Below are 22,499 nucleotides of genomic sequence, written 5' to 3' on the forward strand. Positions count from 1 at the left end.
AATGACCATGTCCCACGGGAGTGGAGCCTGCGGAATGCCCCTGCGGTTGCATCGGGGAGCTCGGTGTGGGTTCGGGAGTGGGATAGTGGTTCGGTGATCGGGCGGCCGTGGCAGAACTGGGCAGGTAATCAACACGCGTTCCCGTCGGACCGCGCCGAGCCCACATCGGTGGACGATCTGCGCAGCGTTCTGCGGCGAGCCGTCGACGCGTCTCGGCCGGTGCGGTGCGTGGGTGCCGGTCACTCCTTCACCCCGATCGCCGTCACCCACGGTGTTCAGATCAGCCTCGATTCGTTGTCCGGCATCGAATCGGTGGTCCGCGACGAGGACGGCTGCGCCCGAGTGACAGTGCTTGCCGGTACTCGGCTGCGCGATCTTTCCGCGCAGTTGTGGGAGTTCGGACTTGCCATGACCAACCTCGGCGACATCGACGAACAATCCGTTGCCGGAGCCATCTCCACGGGCACGCACGGAACCGGCGGCCGATTCGGCGGCATCGCCACCCAAGTGCATGCGCTGGAGCTGATGAGCGCGGACGGACAGCTGGTGCAGTGCTCCCGCCAGGAGAACCCCGACCTGTTCGACGCGGCCCGTGTCGGTCTCGGTGCGCTCGGCGTCATCACCAGAGTCACACTGCACTGCGTTCCGGCGTTCGCCCTGCGGGCCGTCGAGGAACCGTCGACGCTGACGGCAACGCTCGACGAGCTCGACGCCACCGTCGCTGCCGTCGACCACTTCGAGTTCTACTGGTTTCCCCACACCGATCGAGTGCTGACCAAACGCAACACCCGCCTCCCCGGAAACGTCGGGCTACACCCGCTGGGCAAGGTGCGCTCCTACGTCGACGACGAACTGCTGTCCAATACGGTCTTCGAGGGACTCAACCGCGTGGTGACGCGGGTGCCGGCCCTGATTCCTCGATTGAACGCAGTCTCGGCCCGGGCACTCTCGGCCCGCGAGTACACCGATCGCTCGTACCGAGTGTTCGCATCCTCGCGGACGGTCAAGTTCGTCGAGATGGAATACGCGGTGCCGGCATCCGAGATCGGCTGGGTGCTCCGCGAGGTGGATCGCTGGCTCGAGCAGTCTTCGATATCCATCGCGTTTCCCGTCGAAGTACGATTCGCCGCCGCCGACGACATCTGGCTCTCCACGGCCTATGGACACCCGACGGCCTACATCGCTGTGCACCAGTACCACCGCCGCGATCACCGGGAGTATTTCGACGCCGTCGAGACCATCTGCCGCAGTGTCGGCGGCAGGCCGCACTGGGGCAAACTCCACTCTCTCGGCGGCGACGAACTGCGTGATTCCTACGAGCACTTCGACGATTTTCTCCGCGTCCGCGATTCGATCGACCCGCACAGACTGTTCGTCAGCGAGTACATCGCACGTCTGCTGTCCTGAGCGGCAGCCCGGTGTAGCGTTCCGCGCACATTCTGCTCCACTTCCGTGAACTTCACGTAGGTTTCCCCAGGCCACCGCGTCGAGTGGAGCGTCCTGTGCACGCAGCCACTCCCCGCACGCTTACATTGGAGCGAGTGAGCACAGGAAAACGCGCGCTGTCCGGCATCATCGCCGCCGGAGTCGTCCTCGGTGTCGGCCAATTGATCGCCGTCCCGATCGGACCGAACTCGTCGCCACTGACCGCCGTCGGGTCCTCGGCCGTCGACAACAGTCCGGCCGCGGTCCGTGAATGGGCCATCGACACGTTCGGCACCTCCGACAAGCTCGCCCTGTTCATCGGCATGGCCGTCGTGATCGCCGCTATCGCCGCCGCGGCCGGGATCGCCCGCAAACCGATCGGTGCCGTCGTGTTCGCGGCACTGGGCGTGCTCGGCGTACTCGCAGCCGTGACGCGACCCGACGCAACGGCCTTCTACGCAGTGCCGACACTCGGCGGCGTCATCGTGGGCATCGTCGTGTTGCACGCCCTGATCGGAGCCGCCGCCCCGGCAACCGAGGGAATGAATCGACGCAGCTTCCTGACTCTCGCCGCCGGTGCCGCCGTACTCGGCGTCGTTGCCGGGACGGCCGGACGGATGCTCACCTCGGCGCGGGCCGTCACCGCCGATCGCCTCGGGTTCATGCTTCCGACACCCACGCCGCAACCGCCGATACCGGCCGGCGCGGACCTGCAGATCGACGGCCTCGCGTCGTACATCACCCCGAACGAGGACTTCTACCGCATCGACACCGCGCTGGTCGTGCCGCGGGTGGCGTCGGATACGTGGTCGCTGCGTATCCACGGCATGGTCGACCGCGAGATCGAGCTGACGTTCGCCGATTTGGCGCAGCGCCAGGCCGTCGAAAAGACGGTCACCCTGACCTGTGTGTCGAATATCGTCGGCGGCGACCTCGTGGGCAATGCAACGTGGATCGGCTACCCGCTCAAGGACATTCTCGAAGAAGCAGGCATCTCCCCGGACGCCGACATGGCTCTGTCGTCGAGCAGCGACGCCTTCACCGCGGGCACCCCACTGGAGGTTCTGCTCGACGGCCGCGACGCCTTACTGGCGGTGGGAATGAACGGCGCACCGCTGCCCGTCGAGCACGGCTACCCGGCGCGGCTCGTCGTTCCAGGCCTCTACGGCTACGTCTCGGCGACCAAGTGGCTCACCGACATCGAGATCACCCGATTCGACAGAGTGACGGCATACTGGACCGACCGCGGTTGGGGCGCACTCGGACCGATCAAGACGGCCTCCCGGATCGACACCCCGAGATCGGGCAGCTCCATGCCGGCCGGGAAGTCCGTGATCGCAGGGGTCGCCTGGGATCAACACACCGGCATCCAGGGCGTCGAAGTGCAAGTGGACGAGGGCAACTGGGTGCCGGCCACGCTCTCGGAGGAGTACTCCAAGGACACCTGGCGGCAATGGAGCGTCGAACTCGACCTGCCTGCCGGCCAGCATGCGATCCGTGCCCGCGCCACCAACTCTGCCGGAGAACTGCAGACCAACAAGACTGCCGACACCGTTCCCGACGGAGCGACCGGTTACCCGAAGATCTCGGTGACGGCGAGCTGATCTAGGTAGCTGGGAAGCTCGCGCGAATCGAGTTCTCGGCCAACTGCTTTCGCTCGGCCGCGGTGAGGCCCATTCCCGCTTCGAGGGCAGCGAAGTTGTCGTCGACGTAGCCACCGAAGTAGGCCGGATCGTCGGAATTGATCGACACGGACAGGCCGCGCTCGAGCATCTGCCGCAACGGCAGTTGCCCGACGTTGTCGATCACCTTGAGCCGGACATTGGACAGCGGGCACACGGTGAGCGGAATCTGTTCCTCGACAAGTCGATTCACCAACGCCTCGTCTTCCAGGCACCGCACGCCGTGATCGATGCGCTCGACCTTCAGCAGATCCAGCGCCTGCCAGATGTAGTCGGGCGGGCCTTCCTCCCCGGCGTGGGCGACCACGTGCAAACCCTCCGCACGCGCCTTGGCGAACACGTCGACGAACAACGACGGCGGGTAGCCGACCTCGGCAGAATCGAGACCGAGCCCGATGATCGGAGCCTGCATTGCCAACAGGTCGTCGAGAAGTTGATTCGCGTGCAGCACCGGCTTGTCGCGCAGAATCGACGCGATCAAGCCACTGGTGACGCCGAATTCACGCTCGCTGGTCGCGCACGCGTCGGCCAATCCCTCGACGACGGCCGCGAGCGGCACACCGCGCTCGGTGTGCGCCTGCGGATCGAAGAAGATCTCCGCATGCGTCACCCCGGCCTGCGCAGTCCGACGGAAGTAGGCCCGGGCCAGATCGGCGAAATCCTCGGCCGTGCGCAACACGGCCATGTTCGCGTAGTACAGGTCCAGGAAGGACTGCAGGTCGGTGAACTCGTACTTCGCCTGCAGTTCGTCGATATCCTTGTACGGCAGCGTGATTGCGTTGCGCTCGGCAAGATCGAAGATCAGCGGAGGCTCGAGCGACCCTTCGATGTGCAGGTGCAGTTCGGCCAGTTGATCGTTACTCACTCATCCGATGCTACTTGCCGGTGTACGTCGCCTTACCCGGGCCGACCTCGAGGAAGCTCTGCACCGCACCCCGCAGATCGTCGGTCTCGAACAACGCACCCGACACCTCCGACGTGATCTCGTCCGCGTGCGCCACGCCGCCCGAACGCCAGGCAGCCACAATCTGTTTCGTCGCCGCGTGCGCGACGGTGGGGCCGTCGGCCAGACGGTGCGTCAGCGCGAGTGCCGCGGCGTCGACATCCTCGTGAACCTGGTTGACCACGCCCCACTCCTTCAACGTTTGGGCGTCGTAGAGATCTCCGGTCATGACGAGTTCGCGGGCCCGACCCGAACCGGCTCGCTCGGCCAGACGCTGCGGCCCACCCATCGACGGCGTCAACCCGACGACGGTCTCCACCAGACCGAATTTCGCCTTCGGTCCGGCCAGAATGATGTCGCAGGCCAACGAGATCTCGAATGCCGCGGTGAGGGTCAGACCGTGTGCGGCGTAGATCACCGGGCAGGACAGCGCCTCGAGTGGATGCGCGATGTCGGCGAACAGACCACGCCACAGATCGGCACCCTGCGCGGCGGACAGGCCCTCGAACACGTGCACGTCGACGCCTGCCGAGTTCACCTTGCCCTCGGCGCGCAGCAGTACCGCACGAGGCGGTCGCGCGACGAGATCGGCGACGTTCGCGGCCACCGCGTCGAACATCGCCTGATCGAAAAGGTTGAGCGGACCGTGATCGAAGGTGAGGACAGCGATCTCTGCGCCGGCATCTGTGGTGGATCGAACGAGCGAAGTGGGTGCGTCAGCCATGGTTCGCATAGTGCCACACCCGTCTCGGACGGTTGTTACCAGCGAGTATTGTGCGCAGATAAGTCACCGTTACCGAGAGGAACACATACATGAAGCGCAGCCTGTTCGAGGCCGATCACGAGGACTTCCGTGCATCGGTGCGCGAGTTCGTCACCCGAACCATCACCCCGGTCGAGGAGAAGCTCGTCGAACAGCGGTACATCGACCGCGAGATCTGGCTCGAAGCGGGACGCAACGGCTTCCTCGGCCTCGAAGTACCGGAGGAATACGGCGGAAGCGGGGCAGAGGACTACCGATTCAACGCCGTCCTCGCCGAGGAACTCGCCCGCTCGAGTGCCGCGGTGGCGTCGTGCTTCGGTATTCACGTGGACATCGTCGCTCCGTACCTCGTCAAGCTCACCACCGAGGAACAGAAGAAGCGCTGGCTGCCCGGTTTCTGCAGCGGCGAGATCCTCACCGCGATCGCCATGACGGAGCCGTCCGGCGGCTCGGACCTCGCCGCCCTGAAGACCACCGCCGTCAAGGACGGCGACGACTACATCATCAACGGATCCAAGACCTTCATCACCAACGGCAACTCCGCCGACCTCGTCATCGTCGCCACCCGCACGACGCCGGAGAAAAAAGCCAAGGGCATCACGCTCTTCGCCGTCGAGAACGGCACCGAAGGGTTCTCCCGCGGCCGCAAACTCGACAAGGTCGGGCAGCCCGAATCCGACACCGCCGAACTGTTCTTCGAGAACGTGCGTGTCCCGAGCTCGAACATGATCGGCGAATTCGACGGCGGCTTCATCCACATGATGCAGCTGCTCCCCCAGGAACGCATCAGCTGCTCGGTGGCCAACCTCGGTCATGTGCGCCCCATTCTCGAGGAGACGCTGCAGTACGCCAAGGACCGCAAGGCCTTCGGCCAGCAGATCGGCTCGCTGCAGTGGAACAAGTTCCTGTTCGCCGAACTGGTCACGAAACTCGATGTGGCACAGGCGTACATCGACAACTGCATCGCCGCCCACGGCGTCGGTGAACTCACCGCCATCGATGCAGCCAAGGCGAAGTGGTGGAGCTCGCAGGTGCAGAACGAGATCCTCGACCACTGCGTCCAGCTGCACGGCGGCTACGGATTCATGAACGAATACCGCGCCGCCCGCGCCTGGAAAGATGCTCGCGTGACGAAGATCTGGGCCGGCTCGAACGAAATCATGAAGGAACTGATCGGCCGGGATCTGGGCCTGTAGAGCGGCTTCGCCGCATGTGCACGCGGAGCCTGCGGTCGTTCCGCAGGCTCCACTCCGGCTTCGTAGTGGGCTACGAAGTTCCGTTCACATGGTTACTCGAACGCGGGCCGGGCGTAGAAGCAGACCGCGATCATGCCGACGATCAATACGGCGGCGGGCAGGATCAGCGATTGCGCCATGGCGGTGGTGAAGCCGTCGCGCAGCATCTCCGGTACGCGACCTGCGAATTCGTTTGCCCCCGTTGCAGATCCATCGGTGGGTAGCTCGGCGGCCAGCCGAGACTGGATGAGCGCGCCGATGCCGGCACTACCGAGAACCGACCCGATCATTCGGGTGGTGTTGTAGATACCCGATCCCGCGCCCGCCTGACTCATCGGCAGATTGCGGGTTGCCGTGGCCGCCAACGGAGACCAGATCAACGCGTTTGCCACGCCCATAGCCGCGACCGGGAGCAGCAGCTTCCAGATTGCGGTGGTGGGCGTCATCTCGTACGCGAACCACAGCAGCGCGGCCGCGAGGATGAACAGCCCCGAACCGGCGATGTAGCGGGGGTGCGTCTTGTCGACCAGCTTGCCGACATTGGGCGCGAGGATTCCGGTGAGCAGCGCCATCGGCACGAACAGCAACGCCGACCGGGTAGGCGTCAAACCGGTGACACTCTGCGCGTAGAACATGATCGGCAGCATCATGCCGGACATCGCAAAGCCCATGGCTGCGATACCGACGTTGGACAACGAGAAGTTACGGTCGCGGAACAATGCCAACGGCACCAGCGGCTCGTTCTTGTTTACGGACTGCCAGTAGACGAACCCCGCGAAGACGAGCAACCCCACACCGATGAGGATCCAGACACCGGTACCCCAGTCGTACTTCTGGCCTTCCTGAATGCCGAAGACGATGCAGAAGAGTCCGACGGCACTGAGCGCAACGCCCAGCAGATCGAACTTGTGATCGTGAGTCGGCAACACCGGAACGAACTTCAGCGCCAACGCAATTGCGACAATTCCGACCGGCACGTTGATGAAGAAGATCCACTCCCAGCCGAGCGAGTCGACCAGCACGCCGCCGAGAATCGGCCCGACGAGCGTCGCGACGCCTGCGACAGCGCCCCATGCTCCCATCGCAGTTCCGCGCTTCTCTGCCGGAAACACGCGAGTGATCACGGCCATCGTCTGCGGGGTGATCATCGCCGCGCCGAGACCCTGAACCGCGCGCGCCGCGATGAGCATCTCGATCGATCCCGACAGTCCGCACCACACGGACGCGAGGGTGAAGAGCACGAGGCCGGCGATGTACAGGTTCTTCGGGCCGAACTTGTCCCCCATCCGACCCGTGACCAGTAGTGGAACGGCATAGGCCAGGAGATACGCGCTGGTGACCCAGATGACGTTGTTGATGTCCGTGTTCAGTCCGGCGAGAATCGCGGGCTGAGCGACGGCGACGATGGTGGTGTCCACCAGAATCATGAAGAACCCGAGGCACAGCGCCCACAGAGCGGGCCACGGTTTGATTTCCTGTTGGACTGGGACGGTCTCGACGGTGTTCATTGCGTTCTCCCTGGTCCCGAGGCGTCGGGATGGTGTGTCGGTCCCGAGGCGTCGGGATCGTGTGTCGGTCCCGAGGCGTCGGGATCGTGTGGTCGGTGCGGATCGGTCAGAGCGGTGTGCTGTGCAGATATGGCATGCGGCCACTCGAGCTCGCCGCTGTCGACGCGAGCGATGTAGCTCGTCAACCACTTCACTTCGGCGACGAGCATGTGGTAGGTGTAATCGATTCCAGCCCAGTAGATTTCGGATACCTTGCGTTGCTGTGCGAGCTGTTGAAATCCGGAAAGTTCTTCGATCTCCCGAGCCAGGTCTTCGGTGCGCGCACGGAGCAGCGCGGTCGCTTCGGATGCCGGTAGGTTGTGCATCTCGGACAGGCCGAGGGTGAACTGTGGGTATTCGCGGACCGGGGAGCCAAGAATCTCGGCAAGCCGGTCGACCAGAACACGCCTGCCGGCGGGGGTGATCTCGTAAGTGGTGCGTTCGGGACGGTTACCCCCGCGGTCGGTTCCGACCTCGGCGATCAATTCCTGCCCGTGGAGTCGAGCAACGGCGTGATAGAGCGATCCGGGGCGGATCTTGACGATCCGGTCCTCTTTGCGCTCGAGAAGGAGCTGATACATCTCGTAGGGATGCATCGACCCCTCCGAGAGCAGGGCGAGGACCGAGACCGCCAGCGGGTTCACTGCCTCCCTACGCATCGAACCTCACCACCCTCTCGATATCCCAGTCGAATTATTCCAGTTGGAATATAGCGTCCTGATTCAGTGGATGACAACCCCGACAAAAGCTCCGACCTGGGCCGAAACGGACAAAAGCCACAACATTGCCCAACGAACACGGTGCCCATCGAACGCCGTAGGGACACCGACCGCCGTCGATGTCCCGTTCGAACAGACGAAGGCCGGATACTCGGAATTTCTTCCGTGTATCCGGCCTTGTCACCGAGTTTCTGGCGGTGATTACTTCGAGAAGGTCACTCCGCCAGGAGAAATCGGGTTACGAAGCTTGAATCAGATGGCGCGGACGCCGGTAGCCTGGGGGCCCTTCTGACCCTGGCCCACCTCGAACTCCACGCGCTGGCCCTCGTCGAGCGACTTGAAGCCGCTACCCTGAATCTCCGAGTAATGAACGAAAACGTCCGGTCCGCCACCATCCTGCTCGATGAAGCCGAAGCCCTTTTCGCCGTTGAACCACTTCACACTGCCCTGCGTCATTCTGTAAACCTTCTGTAAGCGAGCTAGATCTTCACGTCGAAGCTCTAATCTCAAATGCGAGTCTGCCATCAATCGGCGCTGAGGGAAACACCGGGGGCAAAAAAGTTCGAAAGATTGCTTTTGGACGGTGAAACAGAAACGGTGCTCACGGGCGCCATGGCTAGTCTCGACGCGTGGATCTCTCACTTTTCGACGCCGGCCGGTTCGACTCCCACAAACTCGACATCGTCCGCCTGGCCTGGTGCCGGCAGCTGGGCTTGGACGACACGGCCCTGAACACCGACGCGGACCGCGTCGAACACCTCGTTTCGACGGATCACGTCACCGTGCTGCAACTGGCCGACACCACCGTGATCGCAGGGCCGTCCTGGGCGATCGACACCTCCCGCTCGGTCACCGGCAGGCCGGGTGAGGACCGGACCTGGATGTCCTCGATACTCGGCGACCGCTCGGACCGATACGAGATCGGCACGCACACGCTGGCATACGGCTCGGACATCGGCCATTCCATCGACGTGCACGATCCGCTGATCTCCCACGATGCCGTCCATGTCCGCAACCTGGCGGCGAAGTGCGCCGATGCCGATGTTGCCGAGGCGTTCGGACAAGCGGTCTCGCGGAACTGGTTCACGCTGCTGGGCGACGACAGGCCCGCAGACTCGGCGCACTCGCTCGCCTCCGCCGGCTATTCGGAGGAGCACATCGTTCTGGCCGACATGCGCGTACTGACCGACCCGAATCACCGCCGCCGGGGTCACGCTCAGGTGGTCGGCCGGCTGGCCACAAACGACGCCATCGACGAGGGCTTGATCCCGCAGTGGCGCTCACGTCCCGAGAATTCCATTGCCCGACGCCTCGCCGCGCGGCTGGGATACACCGAAATCGGTGTGTGCCACACAGCTGTGGTTCGAGCCTGACCCGGTTGAGGTGACTCCGAACTGGGTAGCGTCGAAACAACCTGCCAATGCGCCGGAGCAAGAACGATGTGAGGAGTTCGAGAGCATGGCCGACGAAGCCGCATACGTGGAACCGGGCAAGGAATTCAAGCGCGACACCAACTACATACCGTCACGGATCACCGCCGACGGCCGCGACGGTTATCCGGTGGAACCGGGACGGTATCGCCTGATCGCTGCGCGCGCCTGCCCGTGGGCGCATCGGTCCATCATCGTGCGTCGACTCCTGGGACTCGAAGATGTTCTCTCCCTGGGCATTCCGGGTCCGACTCACGATCCGCGCAGCTGGAACTTCCAGGAAGAGCCCGGCGGGATCGATTCGGTTCTGAAAATCGAGAGGCTGCAGGACGCCTACTTCGCCCGGTTCCCGGACTACGAGCGCGGCATCACCGTCCCCGCCATCGTCGACGTCCCCACCGGCGAGGTAGTCACCAACGACTACCCGCAAATCACGCTGGATCTGTCCACCGAGTGGACGCAGTACCACCGCGACGGTGCCCCCGACCTATACCCCGAAGCACTGCGCAGCGAGATAGACGAGGTTGCCGAACTGGTGTTCAAGGACGTCAACAACGGTGTCTACCGCTGCGGATTCGCCGGTTCACAGGAGGCGTACGACAAGGCCTACGACAGACTCTTCGCCCGCCTCGACTGGCTCGTCGAACGCCTGTCCACACAGCGCTTCCTCGTCGGAGACCACATCACCGAAGCCGACGTACGCCTGTTCACCACCCTGGTTCGCTTCGATCCCGTCTATCACGGCCACTTCAAATGCAACCGCAGCAAGCTCACCGAGATGCCGGTGCTGTGGAACTACGCCCGCGATCTCTTCCAGACCCCCGGATTCGGCGACACCGTGGACTTCGACCACATCAAGCGGCACTACTACGAGGTGCACACCGACATCAATCCGTCGGGCATCGTGCCGAAGGGCCCGGATCTACAGGGCTGGCTGGAGCCGCACGGGCGGGAGTCTCTGGGCGGTTCTCCCTTCGGCGACGGCACCGCACCCCCACCCCCGCAGCCGGACGAGCTCGTGCCAGCTGCCCACTGGGTGCACTGACTCACATCTCGCGACAAGAAAGAGGACCCATGGCCCGCAAGAACGACGACGCGCAGGTCGAGGTCTCGAACGGAGGCAGGCTCGAACGCGCGCTGGTGAACATTCTCGACAACGCCAGCCGCCTGCAGGGGCCTGCCGTCGACAAGTACGTGGCGCACGTGCGTCGTGCACACCCTTACGACACTCCGGCCCAGATCATCGAACGGCTGGAGAAGCGATTCCTGCTCGCGGTCACCGGCAGCGGTTCCGCCGTGGGCGGTGCTGCGGCCGTTCCCGGCATCGGAACTGCCGCCTCGCTCGCCGCTGTGGGTGCCGAAACCGCCTTCTTCATCGAGTCCTCGGCACTACTGACGTTGTCGGTCGCATCCGTCCACGGCATCCCCGTCGAGAACCACCAGCAGCGGCGCGCGTTGGTGCTGTCGGTTGCCCTGGGCGAATCAGGCATGCAGATCGTGCAGCGGACGGTCGGCAAGACCGCCAAGAACTGGGGACCGCTGATCACGTCCCGCATCCCCGGCGGCTCGATGACCAGCATGAACAAGTCCCTCGTGAAGAAGTTCATCACCAAATATCTCGCCAAACGCAGCGCGCTGTTGGTCGGCAAGATGCTGCCCGCCGGAATCGGCGCAGCGATCGGCGGCGCGGGCAACCGCGTGGTGGGCAAGGGCGTCATCAAGAACGCACGTGACGCCTTCGGTCCGCCGCCCGCTCGGTTCCCGGAAAACCGCATCATCGACCCGGACGAGTGAGAATGCCCGGAATCTTCGAGAGGCTGCTGCGTTGACATCGGATATGACTTCTACACCTGAACTCGGCAAGTACGGCGTCTGGCGACTTCATTCGGCGTTCACCCCCGAACTGTCTCGTGCCATCGAGTCCTTCGGATACGGAACGATCTGGCTCGGCGGCTCCCCGCCTGCGGATCTGACCACCACCGAAGAGATCCTGGACGCCACCGAGACGGTGGTCGTGGCAACTGGCATCGTCAACATCTGGTCGGACGCAGCCGCGGACGTCGCGCAGTCCTATCACCGGCTGGAAGAGACGCATCCTGGACGGTTCCTCCTCGGAATCGGAGCCGGCCACCCGGAAGCGACGCAGGAATACACCAAGCCGTACGACGCGCTGGTGTCGTATCTGGACGAGCTGGACGCTGCAGGAGTGCCGGTGGAGCGACGCGTCCTCGCCGCGCTCGGCCCCAAGGTTCTCGCGTTGGCCGCCGACCGTACAGCCGGTGCGCATCCGTACCTGACCACCCCCGAGCACACCCGTGAGGCGCGAGAAGCGTTGGGGCCGAACAAGATACTGGCACCCGAGCACAAGGTAGTTCTCGAATCCGACCCGGAGAAGGCCCGGTCGATCGGCCGGCCACCGGTGAACAACCCCTATCTTCACCTGCGCAACTACACCAACAATCTGAACCGGCTCGGCTACTCGGACGAAGAAATCGGAGACGGCGGCAGCGATCGACTGATCGACGCGCTGGTGGCGCACGGCACGGCCGACGCTATCGCCGCACGATTGAACGAACACCTCACCGCAGGCGCGTCCCACGTGACGCTGCATTCTCTTCCCGACGACGCCGATCCGCTCGAGACCTACCGCGAGATCGCCGACGCGCTTCATCGCTGACGCCGGGGCCTGCATCCGCGACGAAGTCGGTCCTACCCCGTAGCCTCGTGTACCGGTTGCCGCGCGCAACCGTTACACGTGCATTTCGACGGCCAGGGGGATTCCGCAGCGATGACCAGCTACTCGGGAGCAGCGCTGGAAGCGCAGGCACTGACCAAGCAATTCGGCACCGTCCGAGCGGTGTCGGATCTGAGCTTCGTCGTTCCGCGCGGAACCGTCACCGGATTCCTCGGTCCCAACGGATCGGGTAAGACCACCACACTGCGCATGCTGCTCGGGCTCGTGGCACCCACCTCGGGAATCGGGCTCGTGAACGGCGCACCGTTCGGTGCCGCTGCCCACCCGGCCCACACGGTGGGGGCCGTTCTCGACTCGCTGAGCATGCACCCCAAACGCAGCGCCGCGCATCACCTGAAGATCTACACCGCGGCAATCGGCGTGCCCGACAGCCGCGCCCTCGACGTACTGCACCTGGTGGGTCTCGGCGATGCTGCCCACCGCCACGCGGGCGGCTTCTCGCTCGGCATGCGGCAGCGTCTGACATTGGCGACGGCTCTACTCGGAGACCCCGAAATTCTCGTGCTCGACGAACCGGCGAACGGTCTCGACCCCGAGGGGATCGCCTGGCTCCGCGATTTTCTGAAGGCATTCGCCGCTTCCGGGCGGACGGTCCTGATCTCGAGTCACGTCCTTCGCGAAATCGAGCAGACCGTCGACAATCTGGTGATCGTCAGCGCCGGATCGTTGATGTATCAGGGTTCGATCGCACAATTGCGGTCCAGCCGTCCGAGCCGCGTGCTCGTGGCGGCATCGGACCCGGCGAAACTGGCCATCGCATTGGCGTCGAACGGCCTGAACGACACCCAGCTCCTGCCCGACGGCCGCATCGGCGTCGCCGGCACCGACGCGGCCACGATCGCACGCATCGCCGCCGGTGCCGACGTCACGGTGTTCGGCACCACCGCTGAGCACGTCGATCTCGAGCAGGTGTTCCTGTCGATGACGGCGGGGCAGTACACCGCGGCACCGATCGGTCGGAATCCGTCCGGCCCGCCGCCGGGATATCAGCAGGGTTACGGGCCGCCACAGAACTACGGCCCACCGCAGAGCTACGGTCCGCCACAGGGTTATGGGCCGCCGGGGTACGGCCCGCCGCCGCCTGATTGGGGTCCGCCGCAGAACTGGAACGGGGGCCAGCGATGAACGCGCTGCTGACGTCGGAGATCCGCAAGGTCACGACGCTGAAGTTCTGGTGGGCACTGGCGATCGCGCCGATCGTCGTCGGGATCTTCGCGTCCGTCATCACCTCGGTGATCGCGAACCAGTTGGGTCCGTACGAGGAGGACCTCGATATCTCGGGTGGTGTCGCCTCGATCGGCCTGTACGTCGCCGCCGGGGCCGCAATCCTCTTCGCCGGAATCTTCGGTGCCGTCAATGCCGGGACCGAGTTTCGCCACAAGACCATCACGACAAGCTTCTTGACGGCCCGGGGCCGCGACGGAGTGATCGCCGCCAAACTGATCGTCACCGCCCTGTTCGGGCTCGGGTACGGCCTGGTGGTACTGCTGGCCAGCCTGATCTGCCTGTTGATCTTCAACGACCGGACCGTGATCCTCGACGGCCCGTTCATCGGTGTGGTCGCGTCGTGCCTGCTGGCCGTCGTGCTGTGGTCGATGATCGGTGCAGGGCTCGGCCTGCTGCTCAAATCTCCGACCTGGGCGGCCATCGTGCTCGTCGCCTGGCTCCCGTTCGGCGAGGGTCTGATCTCCCTGATCTTGTCGGGAGTAGGACTGGGACCGGTTGCTTTTGTGCTGCCGTCGAACCTGACCCTGCCGACGATGGCGGCCACCCAATTGGACGGCACCGGCGATCTGGCGTCGTGGCCGTGGGCACCGCTCGGACTCGCAGTGTGGGCCGCAATCCTCACCGGCGCCGGCTGGTTTCTGGCCCGCACTCGCGACATCGACTGAGGTCGGGACCGGTTCCCGCGATCGACGACGAATGCTGTCGGTACCCGGGTCTACTTTGGTCTATCGATGGCACACAGTAATTCGGTGACGAACCGCGGCGCGGCAGTGGATCGCGATGCGGCGAACAACGGCACCTTCGTCGAGTCCGTTCCGCCGACTGGTGATGTCTCGCCCGACAGCGCGGCGTCGCGCACCCCGCGCGGCTGGATCCGACGTCTGACAGCGCAATGCATGCTGCACCGTCGGACGGCGCTGGGCGCGCTGGGTGTCACGATGATCGCCGCGGTCATCGACATCTCGTTCCCGCTGCTCACCAGAGTGGCGATCGACGACGCGACCGCAGGCAAGAGCGACGTGATTCTCACGGTCGCCGTCGCCATCGGCCTGCTGGGTCTGGTGCGATTCGCCTGCCAGTTCGGTAGACGCATGCTCGCCGGCAGGCTCTCGATCGACGTTCAGCACGACTTACGTCTGGATCTACTCGCATCGTTGCAGCGGCTCGACGGTCGCAAACAGGATGAGATCCGGACCGGCCAGGTCGTGTCGAGATCGATCACCGACCTCCAACTCGTCCAGGGCCTTCTGGCCATGGTGCCGCTCTCGGCCGGAGCGATACTGCAGTTCGTTCTCGCGCTGGTGGTGATGGCGTATCTCTCGCCGTTGCTCACCGTCGTCGCGGTCCTCATCGTTCCCGCGGTCAGCATCGTCGTGTACCGAATACGGCCGACGCTCTTCGCCGCCACCTGGTCGGCTCAACAACGTGCCGCCGATCTTGCGCAACACGTCGAAGAGACCGTCACCGGCGTTCGAGTGGTCAAGGGCTTCGGCCAGGAAGCCCGCGCCGTCGATCGCATCGAAGCCCTCGGCCGCACGTTGTTCGCCGAGCGCATGAGGTCGGCGAAGATCAACTCTCGGTTCGCGCCGACGATGGCCACCATTCCGCAGCTCGGTCTCGTCGGCGTCATCGCTCTCGGCGGATACCTCGCGCTGCAGGGCCACATCACCATCGGCACGTTCCTGGCCTTCGCGACCTACGTCGCCACGCTGTCCGCCGTCACCAGGACCGTCTCGTCCGTGGTGATCATGGCGCAACTCTCCCGGGCGGCCGTCGAACGCGTCTACGAGGTGGTCGACACCGAACCGTCCGACCCGGAACCGGCACAGCCTCTTCCCTTGCCCGACGGACCTCTCGGGGTTCACATTCGCGAAGTGACGTTCGGTTTCGAATCCGAGAGGGACGTGCTCACCGATCTGAGCCTGACCATCTCCCCCGGGGAGACCGTTGCCGTGGTCGGACATGCGGGCTCCGGGAAAACCGCGCTCGCACTGCTGCTCCCCCGCTTCTACCGACCCTCCGCGGGACAGATCGCGCTGACGTCGGACGGTACTGCGATCGATATCGACGACCTGGACTCCGCGTCACTGCGCGAGGCGGTGTCACTGGTGTTCGACGAACCGTTCCTGTTCTCCGACACCATCGCCGCCAATATCGCCCTCGGCAGGCCCGACGCCACTTCCGAGGACATCGAGCGCGCGGCGCGCCTGGCGCAGGCCTCCACCTTCATCGACGCGTTGCCCGAGGGATACGACAGCCTCGTCGGCGAACGCGGACTGACCCTCTCCGGAGGCCAGCGCCAGCGCATCGCCCTGGCACGCGCCCTGCTCGTCGAACCGCGGATTCTGATTCTCGACGACGCCACATCCGCCGTCGACGCGGAAACCGAAGCCGCGATATTCGACGCGTTGCGTGGTATCCGGACGCGCACGACCCTCGTTCTCGCTCATCGCCGTTCGACCCTGACACTGGCCGACCGTGTCGCCGTGCTCGACAACGGCCGCATCATCGACACCGGGACGGTCGACGAACTGGACCGGCGCTGCCCGTTGTTCCGGACTCTCCTGGCCGGTGGCGACGACGAACCGGGCACCGAGCCGGCCCAGCGCCCGATCGAGGAGCCCTCTACCGAGACGCTGTGGCCCGAGACCGCGCCGGAGTCGTCGGCCGGGACCGGCAACGTGGCAGCGCCCGGAGGCGGCGGTGGGCACGGAACTGCAATGGCGGGGGCGTTCGGCTCACTGGCACCGACACCCGCCATTGCCGCGGCCGTCGCGGCCCTGCCGCCGGCCACCGAGGACCCGGACGCGTCGGGATCCGATCTCCGCCGACCCGACCCGGGATTCCGATTGTCCAGATTGCTCGGCCCGGTCCGGATGTTGCTCGCCGCCGTCGTCGTGCTGCTCGCACTCGACTCGTTGGCCTCCATCGCCTTTCCCTCGCTCGTTCGCTACGCGGTCGACAGCGGAGTGGCGCGCGGAGACTCGAACACGCTGTGGATCGCCACGTCGATCGGCGTTCTGCTGGCAGCGGCGAGTTGGTTCGTCGTCTGTTGGACGACGGTCATCACCGCGCGTGCAGGTGAGCGAGTGCTCTTCGGTCTTCGTGTGCGTAGCTACGCACACATTCAGCGGCTCGGCCTGGACTACTACGAGCGTGAGCTCTCGGGCCGCATCATGACTCGGATGACCACCGACGTCGATGCACTGTCGTCGTTCATTCAGACCGGAGCCTCGACCGCTGTGGTGAGCGTGTTGACCGTCGTCGGTATCGCGGCCGCACTGCTCGTCACGGACCTCACTCTCGGCCTGGTGGCGTTGGCGGTCGTACCGCCCCTCGCCGTGGCCACCGTCCTCTTCCGCCGGATCTCGTCGGCGGCGTACTCGACGTCCCGCGAGCGCATCTCGATCGTCAACGCCGATTTCCAGGAAAACGTCACGGGCCTGCGCGCTGCACAGGCCTACCGGCGCGAGGAGTACGCCGCATCCCGGTTCGCCGAACGCTCGGACAGGTACCGGACCAGCCGCATGCGCTCGCAGACGGCGATCTCGGTGTTCTTCCCGCTCATCACGTTGCTGTCCGACATCGCCCTCGCCGTCGTCGTGTTCGTCGGTGCTCATCAGATCGCGACCGGCACCACTACCGCGGGCACCCTCGTGCCGTTCGTCCTGTATCTCGGACTGCTCTTCGGACCGATTCAGCAGCTCTCACAGGTGTTCGACGGTTACCAGCAGGCCCGCGTCGGCGTCGGACGCATCGGCGATCTGCTGCGCACCCCGAGTTCGATCGAAACCGCCACGACCGCGAATACGACCGCACTTCCCGGCGGTCGCCTCCGCGCCGACATCGACCTCGTCGACGTCGGGTTTCGCTATGCCGGAGCTCACTCGAATGCACTGAGTGAGGTATCTCTCACCATCCCGGCCGGCACCACCGTCGCATTGGTCGGGCGAACCGGCGCGGGCAAATCCACCGTGGTGAAACTGCTGGCCCGCTTCTACGATCCGACCTCAGGATCGGTGCGCGTCGGGGGCAACGACCTGCGCGACTATCGACTCTCCGATTATCGACAACGACTGGGCGTCGTACCGCAGGAAGCGCACCTGTTCACCGGAACCGTGGCGTCGAACATCGCCTACGGCAGACCCGACGCCAGCCGGGCCGACATCGAGAACGCGGCTCGCTCGGTGGGTGCCCTGACCACCATCGCTGCACTTCGCGGCGGTATGAACCAACCCGTCGGAGAGCGCGGTCAGGGGCTTTCCGCAGGCCAACGACAACTGATCGCGCTGGCACGGGCCGAACTGGTCGACCCCGATCTGCTCCTCCTCGACGAGGCGACCGCCACGCTCGATCCGGCCACCGAACGCACCGTCCTCGCAGCCAGCGATGCGGTCGTTCGCACCCGCACCGCAGTGGTGGTCGCGCACCGTTTGGCGACCGCAGCACGGGCAGATCTGATCGTCGTGGTGGACGGCGGACGTATCGTGGAGACCGGACGCCATTCGGAACTTCGCGACCGGGGCGGTTTCTACGCTCGGTTGTGGACTGCGGCGGAAACGAACCGGGGGAATAATTCGATAGTCCAAGGAGTCATCGACAACGAGGCCGATGGTTACCGGTGAGTACATATCACAGCTACGTCCCGGGCGCACGTGAGCTGGACCAAAGGTCTAGCCTGGAGTCGTACGCGCGCTGAACGGGAACGAAGACAGAAACGAGGCGAACTACTGCCGTGAGCAGCAGCTCTACTACCCAATTCGGACAAAATCAATGGCTGGTCGACGAGATGTACCAGCGATTCAAGCAAGACCCTGCTTCCGTCGACGCAAGCTGGCACGAGTTCCTCAGCGGTTACGACCCCGAGGCCGTGACCGACGAGACCGCCGGCAGCTCCAACGGTGCGTCCGGTAACGGCAACGGCGCAGCCTCGAACGGTAGTTCGGCAAAGTCCGCTCCCCCCGCAGCACCCGCGCCTCCTGCCGAGCCTGCCGCCTCGGCTCCGCAGAAGGACACCGCTCCCAAAGCCGACGCTCAGAAGGCCGCAGCTCCCAAGGCTGCCCCGAAAGCAGCCGCTCCCAAGGCCGAGCCTGCGAAGCCGGCCGCCGCGGCAAAGCCGGCCGAGAAGAAGTCCGCTCCCGCAAAATCGGCCCCGGCAGCAGCCGAATTCGGTGAAGAGTCGAGCAAGATCCTGCGCGGCGCAGCAGCAGCGGTAGCGAAGAACATGTCGGCCTCGTTGCAGATTCCGACCGCAACCAGTGTGCGTGCGATTCCGGCGAAGTTGATGGTGGACAACCGTCTCGTCATCAACAATCACCTCGCCCGCACGCGCGGCGGCAAGATCTCGTTCACTCACCTGCTCGGCTACGCCATCGTGCAGGCCGTCAAGGCGTTCCCGAACATGAACCGCCACTTCGCCGAGGTCGACGGCAAGCCGAACGCCGTCACTCCGGCTGCAATCAACCTCGGCCTCGCGATCGACCTGCCCGGCAAGGACGGCAACCGCTCGCTCGTCGTCGCTGCCATCAAGAACACGCAGGACTTCACGTTCACGCAGTTCTACAACGCCTACGAGGACATCGTCCGGCGCGCCCGCGACGGCAAGCTCACCGGTGAGGACTTCCAGGGCGTCACCATCTCGCTGACCAACCCCGGTGGAATCGGAACCGTGCACTCGGTGCCGCGTCTGATGAACGGCCAGGGTGCCATCATCGGTGCCGGTGCCATGGAGTACCCGGCCGAGTTCCAGGGTGCCAGCGACGAGCGTCTCGCCGAGTTCGGCGTCGGCAAGCTCATGACGCTCACCTCGACGTACGACCACCGCATCATTCAAGGTGCGGAGTCGGGTGACTTCCTCAAGACGATCCACAACCTGCTGATCAGCGACGAGTTCTACGACGAGCTGTTCCATTCGCTCAAGATTCCGTACGAGCCCATCCGCTGGCGCAAGGATCTGCCCGAGGGCACGGTCGACAAGAACACCCGCGTGCTCGAGCTCATCGCGGCGTACCGCAACCGCGGTCACCTGATGGCGGACACCGACCCGTTGCAGTTCACCAAGGACAAGTTCCGGATGCATCCGGACCTCGACGTGATCAGCCACGACCTGACGCTGTGGGACCTCGACCGCGAGTTCAAGGTCGGCGGATTCCACGGCCGGGACAAGATGAAGCTGCGCGACGTCCTCAGCGTGCTGCGCGACTCGTACTGCCGCCACGTCGGCGTCGAGTACACCCACATCCTCGAGACCGAGCAGGTTTCGTGGCTGCAGGAGCGCGTCGAGGCAAAGCACGTCAAACCGACTGTGGCGCAACAGAAGTACATCCTGAGCAAGCTCAACGCGGCCGAGGCGTTCGAGACGTTCCTGCAGACCAAGTACGTCGGGCAGAAGCGCTTCTCGCTCGAAGGCGCGGAAGCGGTCATTCCGATGATGGACTCCGTCATCGATCAGAGTGCCGAGTACGCCCTCGACGAGGTCGTCATCGGCATGCCTCACCGTGGCCGCCTCAATGTGCTCGCCAACATCGTCGGCAAGCCGTACTCGAAGATCTTCACCGAGTTCGAGGGCAACATGAACCCGGCTGCCGCACACGGCTCCGGCGACGTGAAGTACCACCTCGGTGCCGAGGGCACGTACATCCAGATGTTCGGGGACAACGACATCAAGGTCTCGCTCACCGCGAACCCGTCGCACCTCGAAGCCGTCGACCCTGTTCTCGAAGGCCTCGTCCGCGCCAAGCAGGACCTGCTGGACAAGGGCACCGGCCAGGGTGGCTACTCCGTCCTGCCGCTGATGCTCCACGGAGATGCCGCATTCGCCGGCCAGGGCGTCGTCGCCGAGACACTGAACCTGTCCGATCTACGGGGCTACCGCACCGGCGGAACAGTGCACATCGTCGTCAACAACCAGGTCGGCTTCACCACGTCACCGGAGTTCTCGCGTTCGTCCGAGTACTGCACCGATGTGGCCAAGATGATCGCTGCGCCGATCTTCCACGTCAACGGCGACGACCCCGAGGCCTGCGCCTGGGTTGCTCAGCTGGCCGTGGACTTCCGTCAGAAGTTCCACAAGGACGTCGTCATCGACATGATCTGCTACCGCCGTCGCGGTCACAACGAGGGCGACGACCCCTCGATGACCCAGCCGGCGATGTACGACGTGATCGACACCAAGCGCAGCGTCCGCAAGAGCTACACCGAATCGCTCATCGGCCGTGGAGACATCTCGCTCAAGGAAGCCGAGGATGCACTCCGCGACTACCAGGGCCAGCTCGAACGCGTCTTCAACGAAGTGCGCGAACTCGAGAAGTACACCCCGGAACCCAGCGAATCGGTCGAGCTCGACCAGCAGTTGCCGGCCAAGCTCACCACGGCCGTCGACAAGGCTGTTCTGCACCGCATCGGCGATGCGCACCTCGACGTTCCCGACGGATTCAACGTGCACCCGCGCGTGAAGCCGGTGCTCGAGAAGCGTCGCGAAATGGCGCACGAGGGCAAGGTCGACTGGGCCTTCGGCGAACTGCTGGCACTCGGATCGTTGGTGGACGAGGGACGCAACATTCGCTTCTCCGGCCAGGACACCCGCCGTGGCACGTTCACCCAGCGACACTCGGTGATCATCGACCGCAAGACCGGTGCCGAGTACACCCCGCTGCAGAACATCGGCAGCGACAACCCCGGCAAGTTCATGGTCTACGACTCTGCATTGAGCGAGTTCGCAGCCGTCGGCTTCGAATACGGCTACTCCGTGGGCAACCCGGACGCACTGGTGATGTGGGAAGCGCAGTTCGGCGACTTCGTCAACGGCGCTCAGTCCATCATCGACGAGTTCATCTCGTCCGGTGAAGCCAAGTGGGGTCAGCTCTCCGACGTCGTGCTGCTGCTGCCGCACGGCCACGAGGGCCAGGGTCCCGACCACACGTCCGGACGCATCGAACGCTTCCTGACGCTGTGCGCCGAGGGCTCGATGACCGTCGCACTCCCCTCGACCCCCGCGAACTACTTCCACCTGCTGCGCAGGCACGCGCGTGACGGCATTCGTCGCCCGCTCATCGTCTTCACCCCGAAGTCGATGCTGCGCAACAAGGCAGCAGTGAGCAACATCGAGGACTTCACCGACGGCAAGTTCCACTCGGTGTTCGACGAGCCCACCTACGACACCGGCACCGGCGACCGCAGCGCGGTCAAGCGAGTGCTGATGGTCAGCGGCAAGCTCTACTACGAGCTCCTCGCTCGCAAGCAGAAGGACAACCGCGAAGACGTCGCGATCGTCCGCGTCGAGCAGCTGTACCCCGTGCCGGTCCGCCGGATCCGGGAAGCACTCGAGAGCTACCCGAACGCAACGGAATTCCGCTGGGTTCAGGAAGAGCCTGCGAACCAGGGTGCCTGGCCGTTCTTCGGTCTCGCACTGCCCGAGCTCATGCCCGAGAAGCTGGTCGGCATCAAGCGCATCTCCCGTCGCGCGATGTCCGCGCCGTCGTCGGGCTCGAGCAAGGTGCACGCCGTCGAGCAACTCGAAATCATCGACGAGGCCTTCAACGCAGTCGGCGAAGGCTAGACACGTTCGGTAACAACAGCGGCCCACTTCTTCGGAAGTGGGCCGCTGTTGTCGTTCCTGGGCCCCGGGTTTGGGATCAATGTGAGATTCAGTCGGTCAGACTGCAACAAAGGGACATTCATCCGACTGGGGCCACGGCGGCAGACTGGATGAATGCGAGATTCAGTCAGTCAGACTGCAACAATGGCGCATTGATCCAGACCCGGGCAGCGAGAG

16 protein-coding genes are annotated in these 22,499 nt (G+C 64.7%); 11 read left to right on the forward strand and 5 right to left on the reverse strand.

All coding sequences use genetic code 11. The features are described 5' to 3' along the window. Positions 1–93: 93 nt before the first annotated feature. Together AC5WEY_RS25055 and AC5WEY_RS25060 are read left to right on the forward strand one after the other, a co-directional pair. Positions 94–1,407 (forward strand): D-arabinono-1,4-lactone oxidase, encoded by a 1,314-nt coding sequence (locus AC5WEY_RS25055; RefSeq protein WP_495647985.1) that lies wholly within the window; start codon positions 94–96, stop codon positions 1,405–1,407. 134 nt (positions 1,408–1,541) lie between these two features. Next, on the forward strand, positions 1,542–3,029 hold the full coding sequence (locus tag AC5WEY_RS25060; protein ID WP_495647986.1) for a molybdopterin-dependent oxidoreductase: 1,488 nt from the start codon (positions 1,542–1,544) through the stop codon (positions 3,027–3,029). A 1-nt stretch (position 3,030) separates the two neighbouring features. On the opposite strand, the gene AC5WEY_RS25065 is transcribed toward AC5WEY_RS25060, so the two are convergent. Both AC5WEY_RS25065 and AC5WEY_RS25070 read right to left on the reverse strand, forming a co-directional pair. Further along, positions 3,031–3,972 carry an adenosine deaminase gene (locus AC5WEY_RS25065; RefSeq protein WP_495647987.1) on the reverse strand — a complete coding sequence of 314 codons (942 nt, stop codon included), beginning with the start codon at positions 3,970–3,972 and terminating at the stop codon, positions 3,031–3,033. A gap of 10 nt (positions 3,973–3,982) precedes the next feature. Beyond that, on the reverse strand, positions 3,983–4,774 hold the full coding sequence (locus AC5WEY_RS25070) for an enoyl-CoA hydratase/isomerase family protein (RefSeq protein ID WP_495647988.1): 792 nt from the start codon (positions 4,772–4,774) through the stop codon (positions 3,983–3,985). Positions 4,775–4,863: 89 nt separating this feature from the next. Here AC5WEY_RS25070 and AC5WEY_RS25075 point away from each other — a divergent pair, with 89 nt between their 5' ends. Then, positions 4,864–6,009 (forward strand): acyl-CoA dehydrogenase family protein, encoded by a 1,146-nt coding sequence (locus AC5WEY_RS25075; protein WP_057475419.1) that lies wholly within the window; start codon positions 4,864–4,866, stop codon positions 6,007–6,009. A 92-nt stretch (positions 6,010–6,101) separates the two neighbouring features. Here AC5WEY_RS25075 and AC5WEY_RS25080 read toward each other — a convergent pair whose 3' ends face one another. From AC5WEY_RS25080 to AC5WEY_RS25090, 3 genes are all read right to left on the reverse strand, one after another. Continuing rightward, on the reverse strand, positions 6,102–7,556 hold the full coding sequence (locus tag AC5WEY_RS25080) for a DHA2 family efflux MFS transporter permease subunit (RefSeq protein WP_495647989.1): 1,455 nt from the start codon (positions 7,554–7,556) through the stop codon (positions 6,102–6,104). Next, entirely contained in the window at positions 7,553–8,254 is a 702-nt protein-coding gene (locus tag AC5WEY_RS25085; RefSeq protein WP_495647990.1) for a PadR family transcriptional regulator, read from the reverse strand. Before AC5WEY_RS25085 ends, AC5WEY_RS25080 begins: the two co-directional genes overlap by 4 nt. Before the next feature lie 312 nt (positions 8,255–8,566). Next, complete coding sequence (locus tag AC5WEY_RS25090; protein ID WP_008714360.1) at positions 8,567–8,770, reverse strand: cold-shock protein; 204 nt, start codon at positions 8,768–8,770, stop codon at positions 8,567–8,569. Between the two features lie 173 nt (positions 8,771–8,943). On the opposite strand from AC5WEY_RS25090, the gene AC5WEY_RS25095 reads away from it, so the two are divergent. The 8 genes from AC5WEY_RS25095 to AC5WEY_RS25130 all read left to right on the forward strand — a co-directional run bounded on the left by AC5WEY_RS25095 (position 8,944) and on the right by AC5WEY_RS25130 (position 22,283). Further along, on the forward strand, positions 8,944–9,687 hold the full coding sequence (locus AC5WEY_RS25095; protein WP_495647991.1) for a GNAT family N-acetyltransferase: 744 nt from the start codon (positions 8,944–8,946) through the stop codon (positions 9,685–9,687). 85 nt (positions 9,688–9,772) lie between these two features. After that, positions 9,773–10,789 carry a glutathione S-transferase family protein gene (locus AC5WEY_RS25100; RefSeq protein ID WP_495647992.1) on the forward strand — a complete coding sequence of 339 codons (1,017 nt, stop codon included), beginning with the start codon at positions 9,773–9,775 and terminating at the stop codon, positions 10,787–10,789. A 29-nt stretch (positions 10,790–10,818) separates the two neighbouring features. Beyond that, entirely contained in the window at positions 10,819–11,538 is a 720-nt protein-coding gene (locus AC5WEY_RS25105) for a hypothetical protein (RefSeq protein ID WP_495647993.1), read from the forward strand. Between the two features lie 43 nt (positions 11,539–11,581). Further along, positions 11,582–12,421: an LLM class F420-dependent oxidoreductase gene (locus AC5WEY_RS25110; protein WP_495647994.1), complete on the forward strand. Its 840-nt coding sequence runs from the start codon at positions 11,582–11,584 to the stop codon at positions 12,419–12,421. A 111-nt stretch (positions 12,422–12,532) separates the two neighbouring features. Next, complete coding sequence (locus AC5WEY_RS25115; RefSeq protein ID WP_495647995.1) at positions 12,533–13,624, forward strand: ABC transporter ATP-binding protein; 1,092 nt, start codon at positions 12,533–12,535, stop codon at positions 13,622–13,624. Next, a complete protein-coding gene (locus tag AC5WEY_RS25120; protein WP_057475411.1) occupies positions 13,621–14,391 on the forward strand; it encodes an ABC transporter permease in 771 nt (256 codons plus the stop codon). The genes AC5WEY_RS25115 and AC5WEY_RS25120 overlap by 4 nt, the downstream gene beginning before the upstream one ends. 231 nt (positions 14,392–14,622) lie before the next feature. Then, complete coding sequence (locus AC5WEY_RS25125) at positions 14,623–18,351, forward strand: ABC transporter ATP-binding protein (RefSeq protein ID WP_495647999.1); 3,729 nt, start codon at positions 14,623–14,625, stop codon at positions 18,349–18,351. A gap of 110 nt (positions 18,352–18,461) precedes the next feature. Continuing rightward, positions 18,462–22,283 (forward strand): multifunctional oxoglutarate decarboxylase/oxoglutarate dehydrogenase thiamine pyrophosphate-binding subunit/dihydrolipoyllysine-residue succinyltransferase subunit, encoded by a 3,822-nt coding sequence (locus AC5WEY_RS25130; protein ID WP_495647996.1) that lies wholly within the window; start codon positions 18,462–18,464, stop codon positions 22,281–22,283. Positions 22,284–22,499 lie beyond the last annotated feature (216 nt).

The organism is Rhodococcoides sp. S146-33, assembly GCF_059489205.1.

Coding starts and splice junctions, on each gene's coding strand:
- AC5WEY_RS25115 (WP_495647995.1), top strand. CDS start 12,533: ATGACCAGCTACTCGGGAGCAGCGCTGGAAGCGCAGGCACTGACCAAG.
- AC5WEY_RS25125 (WP_495647999.1), top strand. CDS start 14,623: ATGCTGCACCGTCGGACGGCGCTGGGCGCGCTGGGTGTCACGATGATC.
- AC5WEY_RS25090 (WP_008714360.1), bottom strand. CDS start 8,770: ATGACGCAGGGCAGTGTGAAGTGGTTCAACGGCGAAAAGGGCTTCGGC.
- AC5WEY_RS25110 (WP_495647994.1), top strand. CDS start 11,582: ATGACTTCTACACCTGAACTCGGCAAGTACGGCGTCTGGCGACTTCAT.
- AC5WEY_RS25085 (WP_495647990.1), bottom strand. CDS start 8,254: ATGCGTAGGGAGGCAGTGAACCCGCTGGCGGTCTCGGTCCTCGCCCTG.
- AC5WEY_RS25080 (WP_495647989.1), bottom strand. CDS start 7,556: ATGAACACCGTCGAGACCGTCCCAGTCCAACAGGAAATCAAACCGTGG.
- AC5WEY_RS25070 (WP_495647988.1), bottom strand. CDS start 4,774: ATGGCTGACGCACCCACTTCGCTCGTTCGATCCACCACAGATGCCGGC.
- AC5WEY_RS25075 (WP_057475419.1), top strand. CDS start 4,864: ATGAAGCGCAGCCTGTTCGAGGCCGATCACGAGGACTTCCGTGCATCG.
- AC5WEY_RS25105 (WP_495647993.1), top strand. CDS start 10,819: ATGGCCCGCAAGAACGACGACGCGCAGGTCGAGGTCTCGAACGGAGGC.
- AC5WEY_RS25100 (WP_495647992.1), top strand. CDS start 9,773: ATGGCCGACGAAGCCGCATACGTGGAACCGGGCAAGGAATTCAAGCGC.
- AC5WEY_RS25120 (WP_057475411.1), top strand. CDS start 13,621: ATGAACGCGCTGCTGACGTCGGAGATCCGCAAGGTCACGACGCTGAAG.